The organism is Marinobacter sp. ES-1 (genome assembly GCF_000475255.1).
Classification (GTDB): domain Bacteria; phylum Pseudomonadota; class Gammaproteobacteria; order Pseudomonadales; family Oleiphilaceae; genus Marinobacter; species Marinobacter vinifirmus.
The window spans coordinates 1-16906 of record NZ_AXBV01000034.1 but is presented as its reverse complement, the minus strand read 5'-3'; the positions used below and the strand labels follow the sequence as shown (position 1 = coordinate 16906).

At 58.2% G+C, this 16906-nt stretch carries 19 protein-coding genes and 1 other RNA gene; 3 read left to right on the top strand and 17 right to left on the bottom strand.

The genetic code is table 11. The features are described 5' to 3' along the window. Positions 1 to 20: 20 nt before the first annotated feature. The 5 genes from ftsL to rsmI form a co-directional block, all read right to left on the bottom strand. The gene (gene ftsL, locus Q668_RS05810) at positions 21 to 425 is read right to left on the bottom strand and encodes a cell division protein FtsL (protein WP_022988677.1); all 405 of its coding nucleotides are present in this window, start codon (positions 423 to 425) and stop codon (positions 21 to 23) included. A 26-nt stretch (positions 426 to 451) separates the two neighbouring features. After that, positions 452 to 1408 carry a 16S rRNA (cytosine(1402)-N(4))-methyltransferase RsmH gene (gene rsmH, locus Q668_RS05805; RefSeq protein ID WP_022988676.1) on the bottom strand — a complete coding sequence of 319 codons (957 nt, stop codon included), beginning with the start codon at positions 1406 to 1408 and terminating at the stop codon, positions 452 to 454. Then, a complete protein-coding gene (gene mraZ / locus Q668_RS05800; RefSeq protein ID WP_022988675.1) occupies positions 1405 to 1857 on the bottom strand; it encodes a division/cell wall cluster transcriptional repressor MraZ in 453 nt (150 codons plus the stop codon). Before mraZ ends, rsmH begins: the two co-directional genes overlap by 4 nt. Positions 1858 to 2162: 305 nt before the next feature. Continuing rightward, an RNA gene (rnpB, locus tag Q668_RS16600) (RNase P RNA component class A) lies at positions 2163 to 2513 on the bottom strand. A gap of 39 nt (positions 2514 to 2552) precedes the next feature. Beyond that, positions 2553 to 3425 carry a 16S rRNA (cytidine(1402)-2'-O)-methyltransferase gene (gene rsmI / locus Q668_RS05795; protein WP_022988674.1) on the bottom strand — a complete coding sequence of 291 codons (873 nt, stop codon included), beginning with the start codon at positions 3423 to 3425 and terminating at the stop codon, positions 2553 to 2555. Positions 3426 to 3569: 144 nt separating this feature from the next. Here rsmI and Q668_RS05790 point away from each other — a divergent pair, with 144 nt between their 5' ends. The 3 genes from Q668_RS05790 to Q668_RS05780 are packed head-to-tail and all read left to right on the top strand — an operon-like array spanning position 3570 to position 6400. After that, positions 3570 to 5423, top strand: a complete 1854-nt coding sequence (locus Q668_RS05790; RefSeq protein WP_022988673.1) for a penicillin-binding protein activator — start codon at positions 3570 to 3572, stop codon at positions 5421 to 5423. An 11-nt stretch (positions 5424 to 5434) separates the two neighbouring features. Beyond that, positions 5435 to 5800, top strand: a complete 366-nt coding sequence (locus Q668_RS05785) for a YraN family protein (protein WP_022988672.1) — start codon at positions 5435 to 5437, stop codon at positions 5798 to 5800. Between the two features lie 9 nt (positions 5801 to 5809). Further along, entirely contained in the window at positions 5810 to 6400 is a 591-nt protein-coding gene (locus tag Q668_RS05780) for an SIS domain-containing protein (protein WP_022988671.1), read from the top strand. Between the two features lie 58 nt (positions 6401 to 6458). On the opposite strand, the gene Q668_RS05775 is transcribed toward Q668_RS05780, so the two are convergent. From Q668_RS05775 to Q668_RS05720, 12 genes are all read right to left on the bottom strand, one after another. Beyond that, positions 6459 to 6863 carry a ClpXP protease specificity-enhancing factor gene (locus tag Q668_RS05775; protein ID WP_227498303.1) on the bottom strand — a complete coding sequence of 135 codons (405 nt, stop codon included), beginning with the start codon at positions 6861 to 6863 and terminating at the stop codon, positions 6459 to 6461. Positions 6864 to 6919: 56 nt separating this feature from the next. Then, entirely contained in the window at positions 6920 to 7549 is a 630-nt protein-coding gene (locus Q668_RS05770; protein WP_022988669.1) for a glutathione S-transferase N-terminal domain-containing protein, read from the bottom strand. A 106-nt stretch (positions 7550 to 7655) separates the two neighbouring features. Continuing rightward, positions 7656 to 8411 carry a cytochrome c1 gene (locus Q668_RS05765; RefSeq protein WP_036219344.1) on the bottom strand — a complete coding sequence of 252 codons (756 nt, stop codon included), beginning with the start codon at positions 8409 to 8411 and terminating at the stop codon, positions 7656 to 7658. Next, the gene (locus Q668_RS05760; RefSeq protein ID WP_022988667.1) at positions 8411 to 9643 is read right to left on the bottom strand and encodes a cytochrome b; all 1233 of its coding nucleotides are present in this window, start codon (positions 9641 to 9643) and stop codon (positions 8411 to 8413) included. The genes Q668_RS05765 and Q668_RS05760 overlap by 1 nt, the downstream gene beginning before the upstream one ends. Beyond that, positions 9643 to 10239: a ubiquinol-cytochrome c reductase iron-sulfur subunit gene (petA, locus tag Q668_RS05755; RefSeq protein ID WP_022988666.1), complete on the bottom strand. Its 597-nt coding sequence runs from the start codon at positions 10237 to 10239 to the stop codon at positions 9643 to 9645. The genes Q668_RS05760 and petA overlap by 1 nt, the downstream gene beginning before the upstream one ends. A gap of 237 nt (positions 10240 to 10476) precedes the next feature. Further along, positions 10477 to 10869: a 30S ribosomal protein S9 gene (gene rpsI, locus Q668_RS05750; protein WP_022988665.1), complete on the bottom strand. Its 393-nt coding sequence runs from the start codon at positions 10867 to 10869 to the stop codon at positions 10477 to 10479. A gap of 12 nt (positions 10870 to 10881) precedes the next feature. After that, positions 10882 to 11310: a 50S ribosomal protein L13 gene (gene rplM, locus Q668_RS05745; RefSeq protein WP_022988664.1), complete on the bottom strand. Its 429-nt coding sequence runs from the start codon at positions 11308 to 11310 to the stop codon at positions 10882 to 10884. A gap of 203 nt (positions 11311 to 11513) precedes the next feature. After that, entirely contained in the window at positions 11514 to 12305 is a 792-nt protein-coding gene (locus Q668_RS05740) for a TatD family hydrolase (RefSeq protein ID WP_022988663.1), read from the bottom strand. 28 nt (positions 12306 to 12333) lie between these two features. Continuing rightward, positions 12334 to 13914 carry a peptide chain release factor 3 gene (prfC, locus tag Q668_RS05735; RefSeq protein WP_022988662.1) on the bottom strand — a complete coding sequence of 527 codons (1581 nt, stop codon included), beginning with the start codon at positions 13912 to 13914 and terminating at the stop codon, positions 12334 to 12336. A gap of 61 nt (positions 13915 to 13975) precedes the next feature. Next, positions 13976 to 14413 carry a ribosomal protein S18-alanine N-acetyltransferase gene (gene rimI, locus Q668_RS05730; protein ID WP_227498300.1) on the bottom strand — a complete coding sequence of 146 codons (438 nt, stop codon included), beginning with the start codon at positions 14411 to 14413 and terminating at the stop codon, positions 13976 to 13978. Positions 14414 to 14460: 47 nt separating this feature from the next. Then, positions 14461 to 15237, bottom strand: a complete 777-nt coding sequence (locus Q668_RS05725; protein WP_022988660.1) for a hypothetical protein — start codon at positions 15235 to 15237, stop codon at positions 14461 to 14463. A gap of 41 nt (positions 15238 to 15278) precedes the next feature. Continuing rightward, positions 15279 to 16829, bottom strand: a complete 1551-nt coding sequence (locus tag Q668_RS05720) for a 2-isopropylmalate synthase (protein WP_022988659.1) — start codon at positions 16827 to 16829, stop codon at positions 15279 to 15281. Positions 16830 to 16906: the final 77 nt, after the last annotated feature.

Sequence of the window (16906 nt, the reverse complement as noted above, 5' to 3'; positions counted from 1 at the left end):
CCAAAAGTTTGTTGTTGCTATTATTTGGCTGCAACGGTAGACATCAGCGGCACCAGGACAATGTCCTGACGCTCTGGTACCACCATGTTGAAACGCTGGGCCGCCAGCTTCTCGACCCGGCCATGATTACTCAGCGCACTCTGCTCCAGCAGCAACTGACTCCATTCCCGCTGATAGCCGTCGCGCTGCTCCTGCAAACCGGACAGGGTATTGAACAGTTCCCGGTTCTGGTGGGAGCTGATCACTACGCCAATAGCCGAGGCGGTCAGCACCAGCACCAGGGCGAGGGTAATCACCACCTTCGGCTCCCGGGTTACCTCGAATACCTGGCGGGACAGACGCACCGCCGTAGCCATGCCATCGCGCACACGCTCCCGGGTAATCCGGGTTGTCTTTACTGGTTGTTCGATCGCTACCGCACCCATGGCGTCGCGCTCCCTTTCAAATCCGTTTAATTGGCTACCCGTTCCAGAACCCGCATAACTGCACTGCGGGCCCGGACATTTTCTTCAATTTCCTGCTCATTGGCCTTGCTGGCCTTACCCACCAGGCGAAATTCCGACTGCTCCTGCTCCGCGGTTACCGGAACACCCCGGGGAATTTTCGGCCCCCTGGCCAGGTCTCGCATGAATCGCTTAACCAGCCGGTCTTCCAGCGAATGAAAGCTGATCACCACCAGCCGGCCGCCCGGAGCCAGCCGGTCGACGGCCGATTTCAGGCCGGCTTCCAGGTCTTCCAGTTCCCGGTTGATAAAAATCCGGATAGCCTGGAACGTCCGGGTGGCCGGATGCTTGTGCTTTTCTTTCTTGGGCACCGCTTCCGCCACCAGCTCCGCCAGCTGGCGCGTGGTTTCGATGGCCTCTTCCTGGCGACGGGCCACAATCAGACGGGCAATACGGCGAGAGAAACGCTCTTCGCCGTATCGAAAAATAACGTCTGCAATGTCCTTTTCATCGGCGCTCGCCAGCCACTGAGCTGCGCTTGGTTCCTGCTCCGGGTTCATGCGCATGTCCAGCGGACCGTTACGCATAAACGAAAACCCGCGGCTGGCGTCATCCAGCTGGGGCGACGACACCCCCAGGTCCATCAAAACACCGCTTACCCGGGCCCACTCTTTACTGACCAGGGCTTGATCAAGCTGCGCAAAGGAACCGTGAAACCAGGAGAAGCGCGTATCATCCGCCGCCAGCTGTTCGGCTACGCGAATCGCCTCGGGATCTTTATCAACACCCAGCAACCGGCCGGACTCGCCCAGCTGCCCCAGGATCAACCGACTGTGGCCTCCGCGACCGAAGGTTGCATCCACATAGCAACCGCCCCGGTCGTTAACCAGGTAATCCACGGCCTCGTCGAGCAGCACCGAGCGGTGCTTGAATGCTGTTGCGGATTCCTGCGGGTTATCCGTCATAGCGACAATGCCTCCATTTCCGGCGGCATATCTTCATCTCCGGACGACTCGTCCAGCCAGGCGAACCAGCGCTCCTCACTCCAGAGCTCCAGTTTTTTGCCCTGACCAATCAGCATCAGCTTTTTCTCCAGGTGCGCATAACTTCTCAGGGTTGGCGGCACCAGAATCCGGCCGGCATTGTCCAGCTCCATGGGCGCCGCATTACCAAGAATCAGGCGCTGGAGCCGGCGAGCGGCCTTATTCATGTTCGGCAGCGCTTCGATTTTCGGGCGCAGCTGCTCCCACTCGGGCTCCGGGTACAGCAGCAAACAGCGCTCTTCATCAGCATTGGCAGTCAGCACAATACGGCCATCACAAAGCTGCGTGAGTTCTTCGCGCAGCTTTGTCGGGATCGCCAGGCGTCCCTTCGCGTCCATATTGATGGCATGACTGCCAAGAAAGTTGCTCATTCACGCTGAATCCAAGGTGCGAAATCCACAAAAAACCACTGTAAACCACTTTTTCCCACTTCCGCACACTATAGAAACACGCAATACACAATGCAAGCGCCGCAAACAGCGCCACATCACGAAAACTCCCTTTAATGACAACGAGTTACGGACCGGAAACTCACGAGGATATTAAAAAGAGGTAAAGAAAAGGAGAAAAAACAAACACCTGCAAATAACTCCGAAGAGCCAACTTCAGGTTTAAGATTTTTTGGCTATAAAGGCCATTTTGAGAGAATGATCAACATCACAACCAGGAGGGAAAATAAGCGAGCTCGCCGATAAGCCGGGTTCTGTCTTGGACAGTCATTCATCTAGGGCCTGCGTCACCACAGGCCTCAAGCAACCTACCCGAATCCAGCGCGGGCCACGCCAACGGATTCCTATTTGGTCTTGCTCCAGGTGGGGTTTACCATCGCCGTGGACTGTTGCCAGCCACGCGGTGCGCTCTTACCGCACCATTTCACCCTTACCGGCACCCGAAGGCGCTTAGGCGGTTTACTTTCTGTTGCACTTTCCGTCGGCTCGCGCCGCCCAGGCGTTACCTGGCACCTTGCCCTGCGGAGCCCGGACTTTCCTCCCCCGGTAAAACCGGCGGCGACTGTCTGGCGAGCTCGGCGCCGACAATACCTGTGCCGGCACCACCATGCAAGGCTTTAATCAGGTTTCAGCGCCAGCGCCCGCTGGTAAAGCTCATTCTTGCCCAGCCCGGTCAACTCCGATGCAATCTTCGCCGCCTTCTTTACCGGCAACTCGGCAATCAGCAGCGCCAGCAGTTTGTCGGTATCCACCGAAGACCCGGCATCCGCAGGAGCAACCTCGGCGCCTCGCACCATCACCACGAACTCGCCCTTGGCCCCGTGGGGGTCGGCTTGCAGTTCACCCAGCACGGTTTCCGCGCTGCCAGAGTAGAAAGTTTCGAAGGTCTTGGTCAGCTCCCGCCCAAGCACACATTCCCGGCCGGCACCAAACACCTCAACCATATCCTGCATCAGGTCCGAGATCCGGTGCGGCGACTCATAGAACACCAGCGTGGCCGGCTCCTTTCGCAGCTGTTCCAGAGCTGCCTGGCGCCCGGACCGCTTGGCAGGCAAAAACCCGGCAAACAGGAACCGGTCTGTAGGCAAACCGGCGGCCGACAAGCCGGCAATCAGGGCGCAAGGTCCTGGAACGGGCGTTACACGGTAGCCGGCGGAGCGGGCTTCCCGAACCACCACATAGCCCGGGTCTGAGATCAGGGGCGTACCGGCATCGGAAATAAGCGCAACCCTCCGGCCCTGCCCCAGTGCTTCAAGAACCCGATCCACCCGACCACGCTCATTGTGATCATGCAGCGCCATCATTGGCCTGCTGATACCCAGGTGCTGGAGTAACCGCCCACTGTGCCGGGTGTCCTCGGCCGCAACCAGGTCCGCACTTGCCAGCACCTGCCGGGCCCGCTCAGAGAGATCATCAAGGTTACCGATAGGCGTAGCGACAATAGAAAGCACGCCACCGGAATGATCGGTCGAACGCTCTGAACTGGACATAGAAAACTCCGTTAAAGGGGCAACGACTGCCGGGGCACCGGCCCGATGACAGTCACGTCATGTGAATTATGCCGGGAGCTGGTAAACTTGCCACCGAAACAGCGGCATCACAAGCCCATTAATCCGGAGACGACCGAGCCTGCCATGATCAGACACTGCAGCCAAAAACCGGCTTTCGCCCTGCTAGCCCTCATTCTGCTACTGACCGGCGGTTGCGCCACCGTCAATCTCGACAGCCATATTGCCGAATCCCCGGAACAGGCGCTTGCCATGGCGAGCGATGAAAGTAACCAGATGGTTGCCCAGCGCTACCTGCTGAGAATTGCCAGCCGCTACCAGAACAGCGGAAACCATGAAGACGCCCGCCTTCTGCTACGCAGTGAACAGATGGCCAATCCGGTTCCGGAACTGGAAAACCAGTACCGGCTGCAGGCCATGGCCAGCGCCCTGGAACTGGAAGATACCGACTGGGCCGCCGAACTGACTGCCAACAGCAAGACCGATGACTTCCTGGGTTATCCGAACGAAACCATGGCCCGTGCCGCTATGCTCCAGGCCCGCACCCAAGCCCTCGCCGGCAAGCCTCTGCCGGCGGCACTGACACTGATCCTGCTGGCCCAGACCGACAGCAGCTCTGACCCGCAACAGCTGCATAACGAAATCTGGAATTACCTGAAAAGCACCTCCCCGGACCAGCTCGGACAGGCATCAGATAACGCCATGGGCTTTGAAATCGAAGGCTGGCTGGAACTCGCCAACACCCTGCAAGACCCGGACATTGACCTGGATAACCAGGGACGCCTGATCCGCCAGTGGCAGAATAACTGGCCCGGCCACCCCGCCGCGCAAATCCTTCCGGAAAAGCTTGCCCTTCTGGCCAACCTGGCAACCTCCCGGCCGGAACACCTGGTTCTTGCCCTGCCCCTGGAAGGCCAGCTTGCCGCTGCCGGCAAAGCCATCCGGGATGGCTTCCTGGCCGCCTACTACAGCGACGACAGCGCCGACCGCAGCAAGACCGATATCCGCATTGTGGATACCAGCGCCGGCTCCTTCCGGGAACTCTACCAGCAGCTTTCCGAAACCAACGCAGACCTGATCGTCGGCCCCCTGGAAAAAGAAGGGCTGGCCGAACTTTCCAGCATGAACACCCTGCCGGTTCCGGTACTGGGGCTGAACTACCTGCCTGGCGATAGCCGCAAACCTGCGGGCCTCTACCAGTTTGGCCTGTCCGCAGAAGACGAAGCGCGCCAGATTGCCGACAAACTCGCCGAAGACAACGTCCGCCAGGTACTCGTGCTGATCCCCCATGGTGAATGGGGCGACCGGGTAGAAGCGGCTCTCAGAACCCGGGCACAGACCCACGGACTTCGCGCCCTGAATATCGAACGCTTTTTCCCGGAAGACAACTTCAGACAGGTCACCGCTGACCTGCTGGGCATTACCACCTCTCGCAATCGGGCCATTGCGGTAGAACGCACCATTGGCCTGAACGTGGAATTTGAGCCACGGCGCCGGCAAGACGCCCAGGGCATTGTACTGGTCGCCACACCGACCATTGCCCGCCAGTTCAACCCCCTGTTCGCCTTCTACTATGGCGGCGACCTTCCGGTCTACTCACCGTCCATCATCTACGGCGGTGAGCCGGACCCGGGCAAGGATCGCGACATTAACAAAGTGAACTTTACCGATATCCCCTGGGTCCTGGCCGAAGACAACCCGCTTCGGGAACAGGCACAGCAATACCTGAGTGGCACCCGCGGCCAGCTGGGCCGCCTGTTCGCCATGGGGGCCGATGCCTGGCAACTGAGCAAGCGCCTGCCCCTGTTGCAGCAAGTCAGCGACGCCACTATTGACGGCCAGACCGGCGAGCTCAGCATGACCCCGGACGGTGCCATCCACCGCAAACAGCTCTGGGCACAGATCCGTAACGGCCAGCCGGAACTCCTGGAAACACCCGAGCAGGAACCGCAGGGCACCGAAGGCGAAACCTTCAACTGAACAGGAAAGCCATGGAAGGCTCAAGACAACGCGGAAATCACTACGAAGGCGTGGCTGCCCGCTACCTGATGAGTCGCGGCGTACGCATCCTCGAGCGCAACGTCTACAACCGTGGTGGCGAGATTGACCTGATCGGCATGGATGACGGTGTGCTGGTATTTTTCGAAGTCCGCTTTCGCAAAACCGACAGCCTGGTCGACCCGGCAAGTTCCATCACCTGGCAAAAGCAGAAACGACTCGTTAAAGCCGCCGCTTTTTACCTGCACCGTCATGGCCTCTGGGACAGCCCCACACGCATTGATGTGGTTGGCATATCACCAGGTTCCACCAGCAAATACCGGGTACAATGGATCCGAAACGCAATTCAGGCAGATTGATTCCACAGCATGAACGATACCGAACAGAAAATTAACCAGTGGTTTGCCAGCCACATGGAGCACACAGCCCAGGCCGCCAGCCACGCAGCCCCGGCCATCGAACAGGTGGCGGACGCCTTTGTAAATACCCTGTTGCAGGATGGCAAGATTGTCGCCTGCGCCAACGGCAACGCAAACGTGGTGGCCCAGTATTTCTGCACCGCATTGCTATCACGCTTCGACCAGGAACGTCCGGCCCTTCCTGCGATCAACCTGGGGGCGGATGCGACTACCTACTCTGCGATCTGCAGGGATAACCGGTTCAACGACACCTTCTCAAGGCAGGTAAGAGCCGTCGGCAAACCCGGAGACCTGCTGTTTGTGGTGGTCGATGACGGCCATAAGGCCAACCTGATCCAGGCTATCCAGGCGGCCCATGACCGGGAAATGAGCGTGGTTGTACTCAGCGCCCGGGAAAAATCCGACATTTCCTCCCTGATGCACCCGGAAGACCATGAAATCGCACTGAACGACCTGGCGCCCCACGAAGCCATGCCGCTGCTGCTGGTGATTATCAACGCCCTGTGCGACCTGATCGACCATAAACTTTTCGGCGGCTAAGAAAAAAGCCGGATGTCTCCATCCGGCTTTTCGCATCATTGCACAACCATCTTCAGGCTTACTTGACCACCTTCAGTGTAGGCCGGCCACTCGGGCGCTCATCTGCCCGCCTGGACTGGCCCGCATCATCGTTGCCCTCAGGATCAGGAGAGCCGGGCTCGCTACCGAACACCATTCCCTCACCGTTTTCCTTGGCATAGATGGCCATAACCGCCTGCAGCGGAATAAACACCTGCATGGGCACACCGCCAAAGCGGGCGCTGAACTCCAGCGCGCCGTTTCCGATCACCAGGCCCCGAACTGCACCGGGGCTGATGTTCAGAACGATCTGGCCGTTGGCCACATGCTCGGTGGGCACCTGAACACCCTGCACACCCGCATCAACCACAATGTAGGGCGTGCAGTCGTTATCCAGAATCCACTCATTCAACGACCGGACCAGATAAGGCCGGCTGGATGTCATGGCAATACTCATATCCGACACTCAACCACTCCTGCCCCGGCTCCGGGGGCTGACAATCAGCTGCGAATATCTTCTTCCAGGTCAGAAAGGCTGGCCTTGAAACCTTCCCGGGCGAAGATGCTGTCCATGTATTTCTGAAGAGGCTTGGCCTGCTTCTCGTTCATCTCGATGCCCAGCGCCGGCAGGCGCCAAAGGATCGGAGCGATACAGCAATCCACGATAGTGAACTCTTCAGACAGGAAGAACGGCATCTCGGCAAACAGCGGGCCGGTAGCCAGCAGGCTTTCTTTCAGCTCTTTACGGGCTGCATCAGCCGCCTTGCCGGTTGGCTGCGCCAGGATCTGATCCACCAGCCTGCACCAGTCTTTCTGGATGCGGTGAATCATCAGCCGGCTGTTAGCCCGGGCAACCGGATACACAGGAAGGAGCGGCGGATGCGGGAAACGCTCATCCAGGTATTCCATCATGATATTCGGCTCGTACAGAACCAGGTCACGATCCACCAGGGTCGGCAAGGCGTTGTACGGATTCAGGTCTGCCAGCTCAGCCGGCGGGTTATCCGGATCCACATCCACAATGTCAACGGTAACACCCTTCTCGGCCAGGACAATACGCACACGATGGCTGTAATGACTGGCTGGATCTGAAAAGAATGTCATTGATGACCGCTTGGTCACAACGCCCATATAGCTACCTCACGATTCTACAAACCGAAACAATCCAGAAAACGCAAAAACCAGCGGACCCGACTGGGCCCGCTGGAATTCAGGATCCGGGATTATACCCTAAATCTTAATGTACGTCTTTCCAGTACTCGCGGTTAAGCAGGTACGCGAAGATGAAGAAGATCACCACAAAGATCAGGACAAAAATCCCCAACCGCTCGCGCTCTACTTTTACCGGGTCACCCATGTAAGACATGAAGTTGGTCAGGTCCCACATAGCCTGGTCGAACTCAGCACCGGACATGCTGCCTTCGATGGCGTACTCGGGGCAGACATCACCGTTGTTGATGTTGCCACTGAGCGGCTCTACCGACGCGTCTACACCGATGTTCGGCTTGACCGCACACAGACCCTGCAGGCCAACCATTACGTGGGGCATGCCCACCAGGTCGAACACAGCGTTGTTCACGCCCAGCGGACGGGTCTCGTCCTTGTAGAAGCCACGCAGGTAGGAATATACCCAGGACTCGCCACGCACACGGGTTTCCAGCGTCAGGTCGGGCGGCGGAGCACCAAACCAGTCAGCAGCCATGTCCTTGTTCATGGAGTTCTTCATCAGTTCACCGATCTTGGCACCGGTGAAAATCAGGTTCTCCTCGAACAACTGGGCAGGGATCTCCAGGTCATCCGACACGCGCTTGTAGCGGGCGTATTCCATGGAGTGGCAACCCATGCAGTAGTTGGTGAACAGTGCCGCACCACGCTGCAGGGATTCCTTGTTGGTATGATCCGGCTCCATCGGGTCAAGAGGAACCGCGACACCAGCTGCCAGGCCGATGGCCGGCAGGATGGCGAAAACGAGACCAAAAATAAGCTTTCTCATCATCCTGTCACCCTTTCTGGAACTGGCTTGGTTTTCTCCATGCGTGTGTAGAACGGCATGAGGATAAAGTACAGGAAGTACAGGGCGGTCAGAATCTGCGCAGCCGTAGTACGACCTTCCGTTGCCGGAACAATACCCAGGTAGCCAAGGATGATGAAGCTCACCGCAAAGATGGCCAGTGCGATCTTGCTCAACCAGCCCTTGTAGCGAATAGAGCGAACCGGGCTTCTGTCGAGCCATGGCAGCACGAACAGGATAGCGATGGCCGCACCCATTACCACAACACCCCAGAACTTCGCATCCAGGCCGAACAGGTCAACCGTGACCGCACGCAGCATGGCGTAGAACGGTGTGAAGTACCATACCGGCGCAATGTGCGCAGGCGTCTTCAGGTTGTTAGCCGGCTCGAAGTTCGGCTTCTCGAGGAACAGGCCGCCCATTTCCGGGAAGAAGAACACAACAATGAAGAAGATGAAGAAGAATACCGCCACACCCAGCAGGTCATGCACGGTGTAGTACGGGTGGAACGGGATACCGTCTTTCGGAATACCGTTTTCGTCCTTGTTCTTCTTGATCTCGATACCGTCAGGGTTGTTGGAGCCAACTTCGTGCAGCGCCAGGATGTGCAGGACAACCAGGCCCAGCAGGACGATCGGCAGGGCAACCACGTGCAGTGCGAAGAAGCGGTTCAGGGTAATACCGGAGATCAGGTAGTCACCACGAATCCACAGAGACAGGTCTTCACCGATAACCGGGATGGCACCAAACAGGTTAACGATAACCTGGGCACCCCAGTATGACATCTGACCCCAGGGCAGCAGGTAGCCCATGAAGGCTTCAGCCATCAGCACCAGGTAGATCAGCATACCGAAGATCCAGATCAGCTCGCGCGGCTTCTGGTACGAGCCGTACATCAGACCCCGGAACATATGCAGGTAGACCACCACGAAGAACGCAGAGGCACCGGTTGAGTGCAGGTAGCGCAACAGCCAGCCCCACTCCACATCACGCATGATGTATTCAACGGAAGCGAAGGCGCCTTCCGCAGACGGGTTGTAGCTCATGGTCAGCCAGATACCGGTAACCAGCTGGTTAACCAGTACGAGCATGGCCAGGGAACCGAAGAAGTACCACATGTTGAAGTTCTTCGGCGCATAGTACTTCGCCAGGTGTTTGTTCCAGGCGTCGACAACCGGCAGACGCTCATCTACCCAATTCAGAAGTTTCTGCATCACGCTGCCTCCGGATCAAGACCAACGGTCATGGTCGTGTCGCTGTCATACCGGTAAGGCGGAACCTCCAGGTTCAGAGGCGCCGGCTGCCCGGAGAATACCCGGCCCGACAAATCGAACTTGGAACCGTGACACGGACAGAACAGGCCGCCCAGCCACTCGTCGCCCAGATCCGCCGGAGCCACTTCCGGACGGTAGGTCGGCACACAGCCCAGGTGAGTACAGATTCCCACAAGCACAATAAACTCCGGCTTCAGGGAGCGCGTAGACCCACTGATATACTCCGGCTGCTGGCTGGTTGCTGTAGACTCGGGATCTTTCAATCGTGGACTGAGTTTCTCGATATTCTCGAGCATCTCAGGGGTACGCCGGATAATCCACACCGGCTTTCCGCGCCACTCCACGGTGACCTGCTGGCCTGGATCAATCTTGTCGATGTTGACGGTTACCGGTGCACCCGCTGCTTCCGCTTTCGCACTGGGATTCCAGGACGCTACGAAAGGAACGGCTGCACCGACGACGCCGACACCACCTACCACAGACGTGGCACCGATCAGAAATCGGCGCCGGCCTTGGCTCACGTCGCCATTACTCATTATGGTTTTCTCCCATCAGGCGAGGCACAGATGCGGAAAACCCGACTCTGCGCTTCGAAAAGGACTTCACAACCCGAAAATGTAAGCGCTGAAATGGTAATGAAATTACCCACCGCTTACAAGCCGGAATGGCGGCTGGCCTGCCTTATCCCTGCGCCAGATCAAAAATATTTCCGTCAGCCGGGCATAAAAAAACCCGGCCATAAGACCGGGCTTTCCATCGGCAGGAACTGCCAATTAACGCTTGGAGTACTGCGGACGCTTACGCGCTTTACGCAGACCCACTTTCTTACGCTCAACCTTACGTGCATCACGGGTGACATAACCCGCTTTGCGCAGGGACGGGCGCAGAGTTTCGTCGTATTCCATCAGGGCGCGGGTCAGGCCGTGGCGAATTGCGCCAGCCTGGCCACTGATACCACCACCCTTAACAGTGATAGTGATATCGAAACGATCTTCAGACTCGGCAACCACCAGCGGCTGACGAACGATCATCCGAAGAGTTTCACGACCGAAGAAATCTTCGATGGTGCGACCGTTGATAGAGATGTTACCGCTACCCGGCTTGATAAAGACGCGAGCCGTGGATGATTTGCGGCGACCAGTACCGTAATTTTGTGCTACAGACATATTCGCCTTCCGTTAGATGTCGAGTTCTTTGGGCTGCTGGGCGGCATGAGCATGCTCAGCGCCTGCGTACACTTTCAGCTTCTTGAACATGGCACGGCCGAGCGGGCCTTTCGGAAGCATGCCTTTTACGGCCTTCTGAATGATTTGCTCGGGAGCCTTGTCAACCAGCTTCTCGAAGTTGATGGATTTGATTCCACCCGGAAAGCCGGTATGGCTGTAATACATCTTTGCTGATGCCTTTTTGCCGGTAACCTTCACCTGGCTGGCATTGATAACAATGATGTAGTCGCCAGTGTCCACGTGAGGGGTATACTCAGGCTTATGCTTGCCCCGCAGACGAAGGGCGATTTCGGTTGACAGACGACCCAGCGTCTTGCCGGCTGCGTCTACAACGTACCAGTCACGTTTTACTGTTTCTGGTTTCGCACTCAGAGTCTTCATTGATTCCGCCTTGAACGCTATATAAGAAACGTTAAAAACCACCACCGGTAAATGCAAGGCATCCGGAGGAGGTTCATACCTGTATGTTGACGTTGACACCATTCGGGGCTGAGATAGTGACATCGCCTTGAAAAGCCAGGGCGCGAAGTATACTCGAACCCACCAGGAATGCCAACCCTGCCTATCTGTGTTTCGTTAAACCCCTATCCCGATGGAGCAAGGACGCTTTCCGAACGCCCGTAAAGGCGACTCACATTCGCCAGCAACACTTCCGCCAGGGCCTCCGCATCCTGCCCCCGCAACCGGGCCAGGCAATCCAGTATCGCCGGTAAGCAAGCCGGGCTATTCATTCCTTTCTCAACGCCGGCCGGCGCCATATCCGGCGCGTCGGTTTCCAGCACCAGGGCTTCTGCCGGCAGCCGGGCTATGGCATCCCGGGTTTTCCGGGCCCGGTCGTGGGTAATCACACCCCCGACGCCGATATAACACCCCAGGTCCACCAACTTACCGGCCTGCTGGTAACTGCCAGAGAAACCGTGCACCAGCGCCCTGCCCTGCCATCGCTCAGCCCGCAGGGCAGCATGGACCTGGTCGTGGGCCTTCACCGAGTGGATCACCAGGGGATAGTCGTGCCGGGTGGCCAGCTGTATCTGGGCGCGAAACCAGGGCAGCTGTTCTTCAAAGCTACCCTTCAGGCCATCCAGCCCACATTCACCCACGCCAATACAGCCATCGGGGTAACTGCCCAACCGTTGCCCGAGCAACTCGAGGTCAGCCTCTGTGTGTTCTTCCACAAACCACGGATGAATACCCAGGCAATACCAGATCCCGCGCGCCGGGTTCGCCAACGCCTGAACACGATCCCAATCGGCCCTGCGCACCCCCGGCACCACCAGGGCCCTGACCCCGCCCTTTGCGGCTGCGGCCAGCTCCTGCTCCCGAACCCCGTCGAAACGCGGAAAGTCGAAATGGCAATGGGCATCTACCAGCCTCATGGTCACCTCAGCTTCGGGAGCGATTGGCTCAATGCTCCCGGGTTTTGTGGAACTCGACGTCCGGGTACCGCTCCTGGGCCAGGTTCAGGTTCACCATGGTCGGCGCGATATAGGCAAGGCGGTCGGCGCCGTCCAGGGCCACGTTGTCCTGGTTCTTGCGCTGGAACTCGTCCAGCTTGCGGTCGTCAGAGCAGGTCACCCACCGGGCTGTCGCCACGTTAATCGGTTCGTAAATAGCCTCAACCTTGTACTCGCTCTTCAGGCGGGCTACCACCACATCAAACTGCAGCACACCAACGGCCCCAACGATCAGGTCGTTGTTACGCATCGGCCGGAACACCTGTACGGCACCCTCTTCCGACAACTGGATCAAGCCTTTCTGCAGCTGCTTGGCCTTGAGCGGATCCTTCAGGCGAATCCGACGGAACAGCTCCGGCGCAAAGTTCGGAATGCCGGTAAACTTCATGTCTTCACCGGCGCTGAAGGTATCACCCAGCTGGATAGTGCCGTGGTTGTGCAGGCCGATGATATCGCCGGCAAAGGCTTCTTCGGCATGCTCCCGGTCGCCGGCCATAAACGTCAGCGCATCGGAGAACCTTACATCCTTGCCAATGCGCACGTGGCGGGCTTTCATACCCTGATTGTAGCTGCCGGAAACAATGCGAACGAAGGCAATGCGATCGCGATGCTGCGGGTCCATGTTGGCCTGGATCTTGAACACGAAGCCGGAGAAACCGCTTTCCGTGGGCTGAACCACTCTCTGATCGGTCTCACGGGGTTGCGGGGTCGGTGCCCACTCCACCAGGCCGTCCAGCATGTGGTCCACACCAAAGTTACCCAGCGCCGTACCGAAAAAGACCGGAGTCAGTTCACCGGCCAGGAATGCCTCCTGGTCGAACTCGTGGGAAGCACCTTTCACCAGTTCGATCTCGTCCCGCAGGTCACTGGCATAGCTTCCGATAGCCTCATCCAGCTCCGGACTATCCAACCCTTTGATAATGCGCTTTTCCTGAATCGTGTGGCCCTGGCCAGACTGGTACAGAATCACCTCGTCACGCAGCAGGTGGTAAACGCCCTTGAAGCCTTTGCCCATGCCGATCGGCCAGGTGATGGGCGCGCAGGCGATTTTCAGAACGTCTTCCACCTCGTCCATCAGCTCGATCGGATCCCGGGTATCCCGGTCCAGCTTGTTCATGAACGTGAGAATAGGCGTATCACGCAGCCGGGTAACTTCCATCAGCTTGATGGTCCGTTCCTCTACGCCCTTGGCACTGTCGATAACCATCAGGCAGGAGTCTACGGCGGTCAGCGTCCGGTAAGTGTCCTCAGAAAAGTCTTCGTGGCCCGGGGTGTCCAGCAGGTTCACCAGCTTGCCACCGTAGGGAAACTGCATCACCGAGGTGGTTACCGAGATGCCCCGCTCCTTCTCCATCTCCATCCAGTCAGACTTGGCATGCTGGCCGGATTTTTTACCCTTTACGGTACCTGCTTTCTGGAGAGCCTGGCCGAACAGCAGGACTTTCTCGGTAATGGTGGTTTTACCGGCGTCCGGGTGCGAGATAATCGCGAAGGTGCGGCGCTTGGCCACTTCCTGGGAAAGGTTAGACATAGAAATCGGAAACCTGAATGGTATGGTTGAAAAACGAGCTATTATACGGGCCAGAGGGGGCTCAGGTGAACCGTAAAGCCATGACTCGGGCATCTTCACGGCCGGGACCGTCGGGATAGTAGCCTCGCCGGCGGCCTATTTCCCTGAAACCTTCACCGGCATAGAGTTCTATCGCCGCCCGGTTGCTGTCCCGCACTTCCAGGATCATGCAGACCATGCCGTCTTTGACGGATTCTGCCAGCGCGTGCTGCAGTAACCGGCGCCCGGCACCCTGACCGCGCAATTGCGGATGAACACAAATATTCAGCAAATGGGCTTCATCGAACAGGTAGTTGATGACGGCAAACCCCAGAACCTGGTGATCCTGCTCCAGGGCCCAGAGCCGGTAGCCGTCTTTGAAGCAGTCCCGGAAAATAGCTTCGGACCATGGATGCGAATGCCCGAGGCGCTCCAGCTCCATCACCTGTGCCATGTCTTCTGACGCCAGTGTTCGTATCACTGCGCTGTCAGGGCGAAGAAGGACTGATGGCTTACCCACGGCAGTGCTCAGGCTTTCAGGGGCTTGATCAGGTGCCACAACTTGCGCTTGCGCTCCGGATCGGTGGCAAGGGTGGCCAGGGACGTCTCGAAAACAACCTCCGGCTCCCGCCCCAGCGCCTGGCTATACCAGTCACCCGCCTTACCCAGGACAACCACCTTCTGCCCGGACAGGCCTCCGAACAGCGCTTCAAGGGCCACAGCAAGGTGTTCAGCGCCGTTGAGGCTCACCTTGAGGTTATTGAACAAGGGCCAGTGCAAGGAATCAGAAGCCTTGCAGGCATCCTCGCCAAGGCTACGAAGAATATTCCGGGCGAGGGTTTCCTGCAGCGCCAGGCTGGAGTCTTCAGACAATTCGGCAATCAGGGTAACCCGCCGCCCGGTCCAGGCCTTCAGATTAAGCCGTGGCACATCCTCAGCGACCGTGACCGGCTCTGCTGGCACAGGTTCAGGCTCGATAGCCTCTACCCCGGGAGCTGGCGCCTCAGCCGGGCTGACAGGCGACTCGGCGCCCACGCTCGCCGGAGCCTTCGCTGACGGCTCCATCAAGCTCTGCAGGCGGGCAATCTTGTCCCGGTTACGGGAAGCCTGCTCCGGGTCAGCACGTCGTGCACGCGGAGCAGCCGGCATAACCGGGACTTCAGGCACAGCAACCGCTTCCGGCTCCTGCACCCCGAAATCGTAATCCGGACTTGGCGCAGCACCGGGAAGGGTATCGCGGGCATACCACATTCGTATGCCCGACATGCCCAGATAGAACTGGCGCTCGGCTTCGGTCTGAATCACATCAGTCTCCGATGGACCTGAATAGCGCACTCATACCCGATTCAGACATCCGCCACCTGGGGATGCTGCCGGATACCGCCTGCGGCAATGAGGTTCAGGGCTTCGATGTAGGCCTTGGCAGAGGCGATGATGATATCGGTATCGGAACCCACACCATTAACGATTCGACCACCCCGCTCAAGGCGCACGGTGACCTCCCCCTGGGCATCGGTACCGCTGGTAATGTTGTTGACCGAATACAGCTGCAGGTTACAGCCAGAATCCACCAGGGACTCGATCGCCTTGAAGGTGGCATCCACGGGACCGCTACCTTCCGCCTCGACCGTGTGTTCATCGCCATCTACGGTAAGGGTAAGCTTTGCCTTGGGCACCACGCCGGTCTCGGAGCAAACCTGCATGCATACCAGTCCGTAGCGACCGATCTCTTCTTTCTGCTTGGTGTCGCTGGCAATTGCCTGAAGATCTTCATCGAAGATTTCGTGCTTGAGGTCGGCCAGCGCCTTGAAGCGGGTGAACGCTTCGTTCAGTTCGGTTTCGGTCTCGAACTGGATACCCAGCTCAAGCAAGCGGGTACGGAAAGCATTACGTCCCGAATGCTTTCCCAGCACCAGGCTGTTGGTGTGCCAGCCTACGTCCTGGGCACGCATGATCTCGTAGGTCTCGCGATGCTTGAGCACGCCGTCCTGGTGAATACCGGACTCATGGGCAAAGGCATTGGCACCCACAATTGCCTTGTTCGGCTGAACTGGGAAACCGGTAATGGTGGATACCAGGCGGGACGCCGGAACAATGTGCTGGGTATCGATCCGGGTGTCGATATGGAACAGATCCTGCCGGGTACGTACCGCCATCACGATTTCTTCGAGCGAGGCGTTACCGGCACGCTCGCCCAGGCCGTTGATGGTGCACTCAACCTGGCGTGCACCGCTGCTGACCGCTGCCAGGGAGTTGGCTACGGCAAGCCCCAGGTCGTTATGGCAGTGCACCGAGAAAATGGCTTTATCGGCGTTAGGAATACGGTTGAGCAACTGGCGAATGGTTTCACCAAACTGTTCCGGAATGGCATAGCCCACGGTGTCCGGAATGTTGATCGTGGTTGCACCGGCATCGATGGCCGCTTCAATAATACGACACAGGAAGTCCAGCTCGGAACGCCCAGCGTCCTCGCAGGAGAACTCCACATCATCCACATGGCTACGGGCACGCTTTACTGCCCTTACCGCCTGCTCTACCACTTCGTCTGGCTGCATTTGCAGTTTGTGCTGCATGTGGATAGGCGAGGTTGCGATAAAGGTGTGGATACGGCCACTGGCCGCAGGGCGGATAGCCTCTGCTGCCCGATCAATGTCTTTATCGAGGGCACGGGCAAGGCTGCAAACGGTGGAATCCTTGATGGATTCGGCAATGGCCTTGACCGCCTCGAAGTCACCCTGGCTGGCAATCGCGAAACCCGCTTCGATCACATCCACCCGGAGCTTTTCCAGCACTTTGGCAATACGAAGCTTTTCGTTCTTGTTCATGGTGGCGCCGGGGCTTTGCTCGCCATCCCGGAGAGTGGTATCGAAAATGACCAGATGATCGCTTGCCGCCATCGAAGGGCTCCCGTCAGAAACTTGGATGTGGTTGATGGGAGGCAGTATATCACTTCTCCCGGGCCTGAAATGAAAAA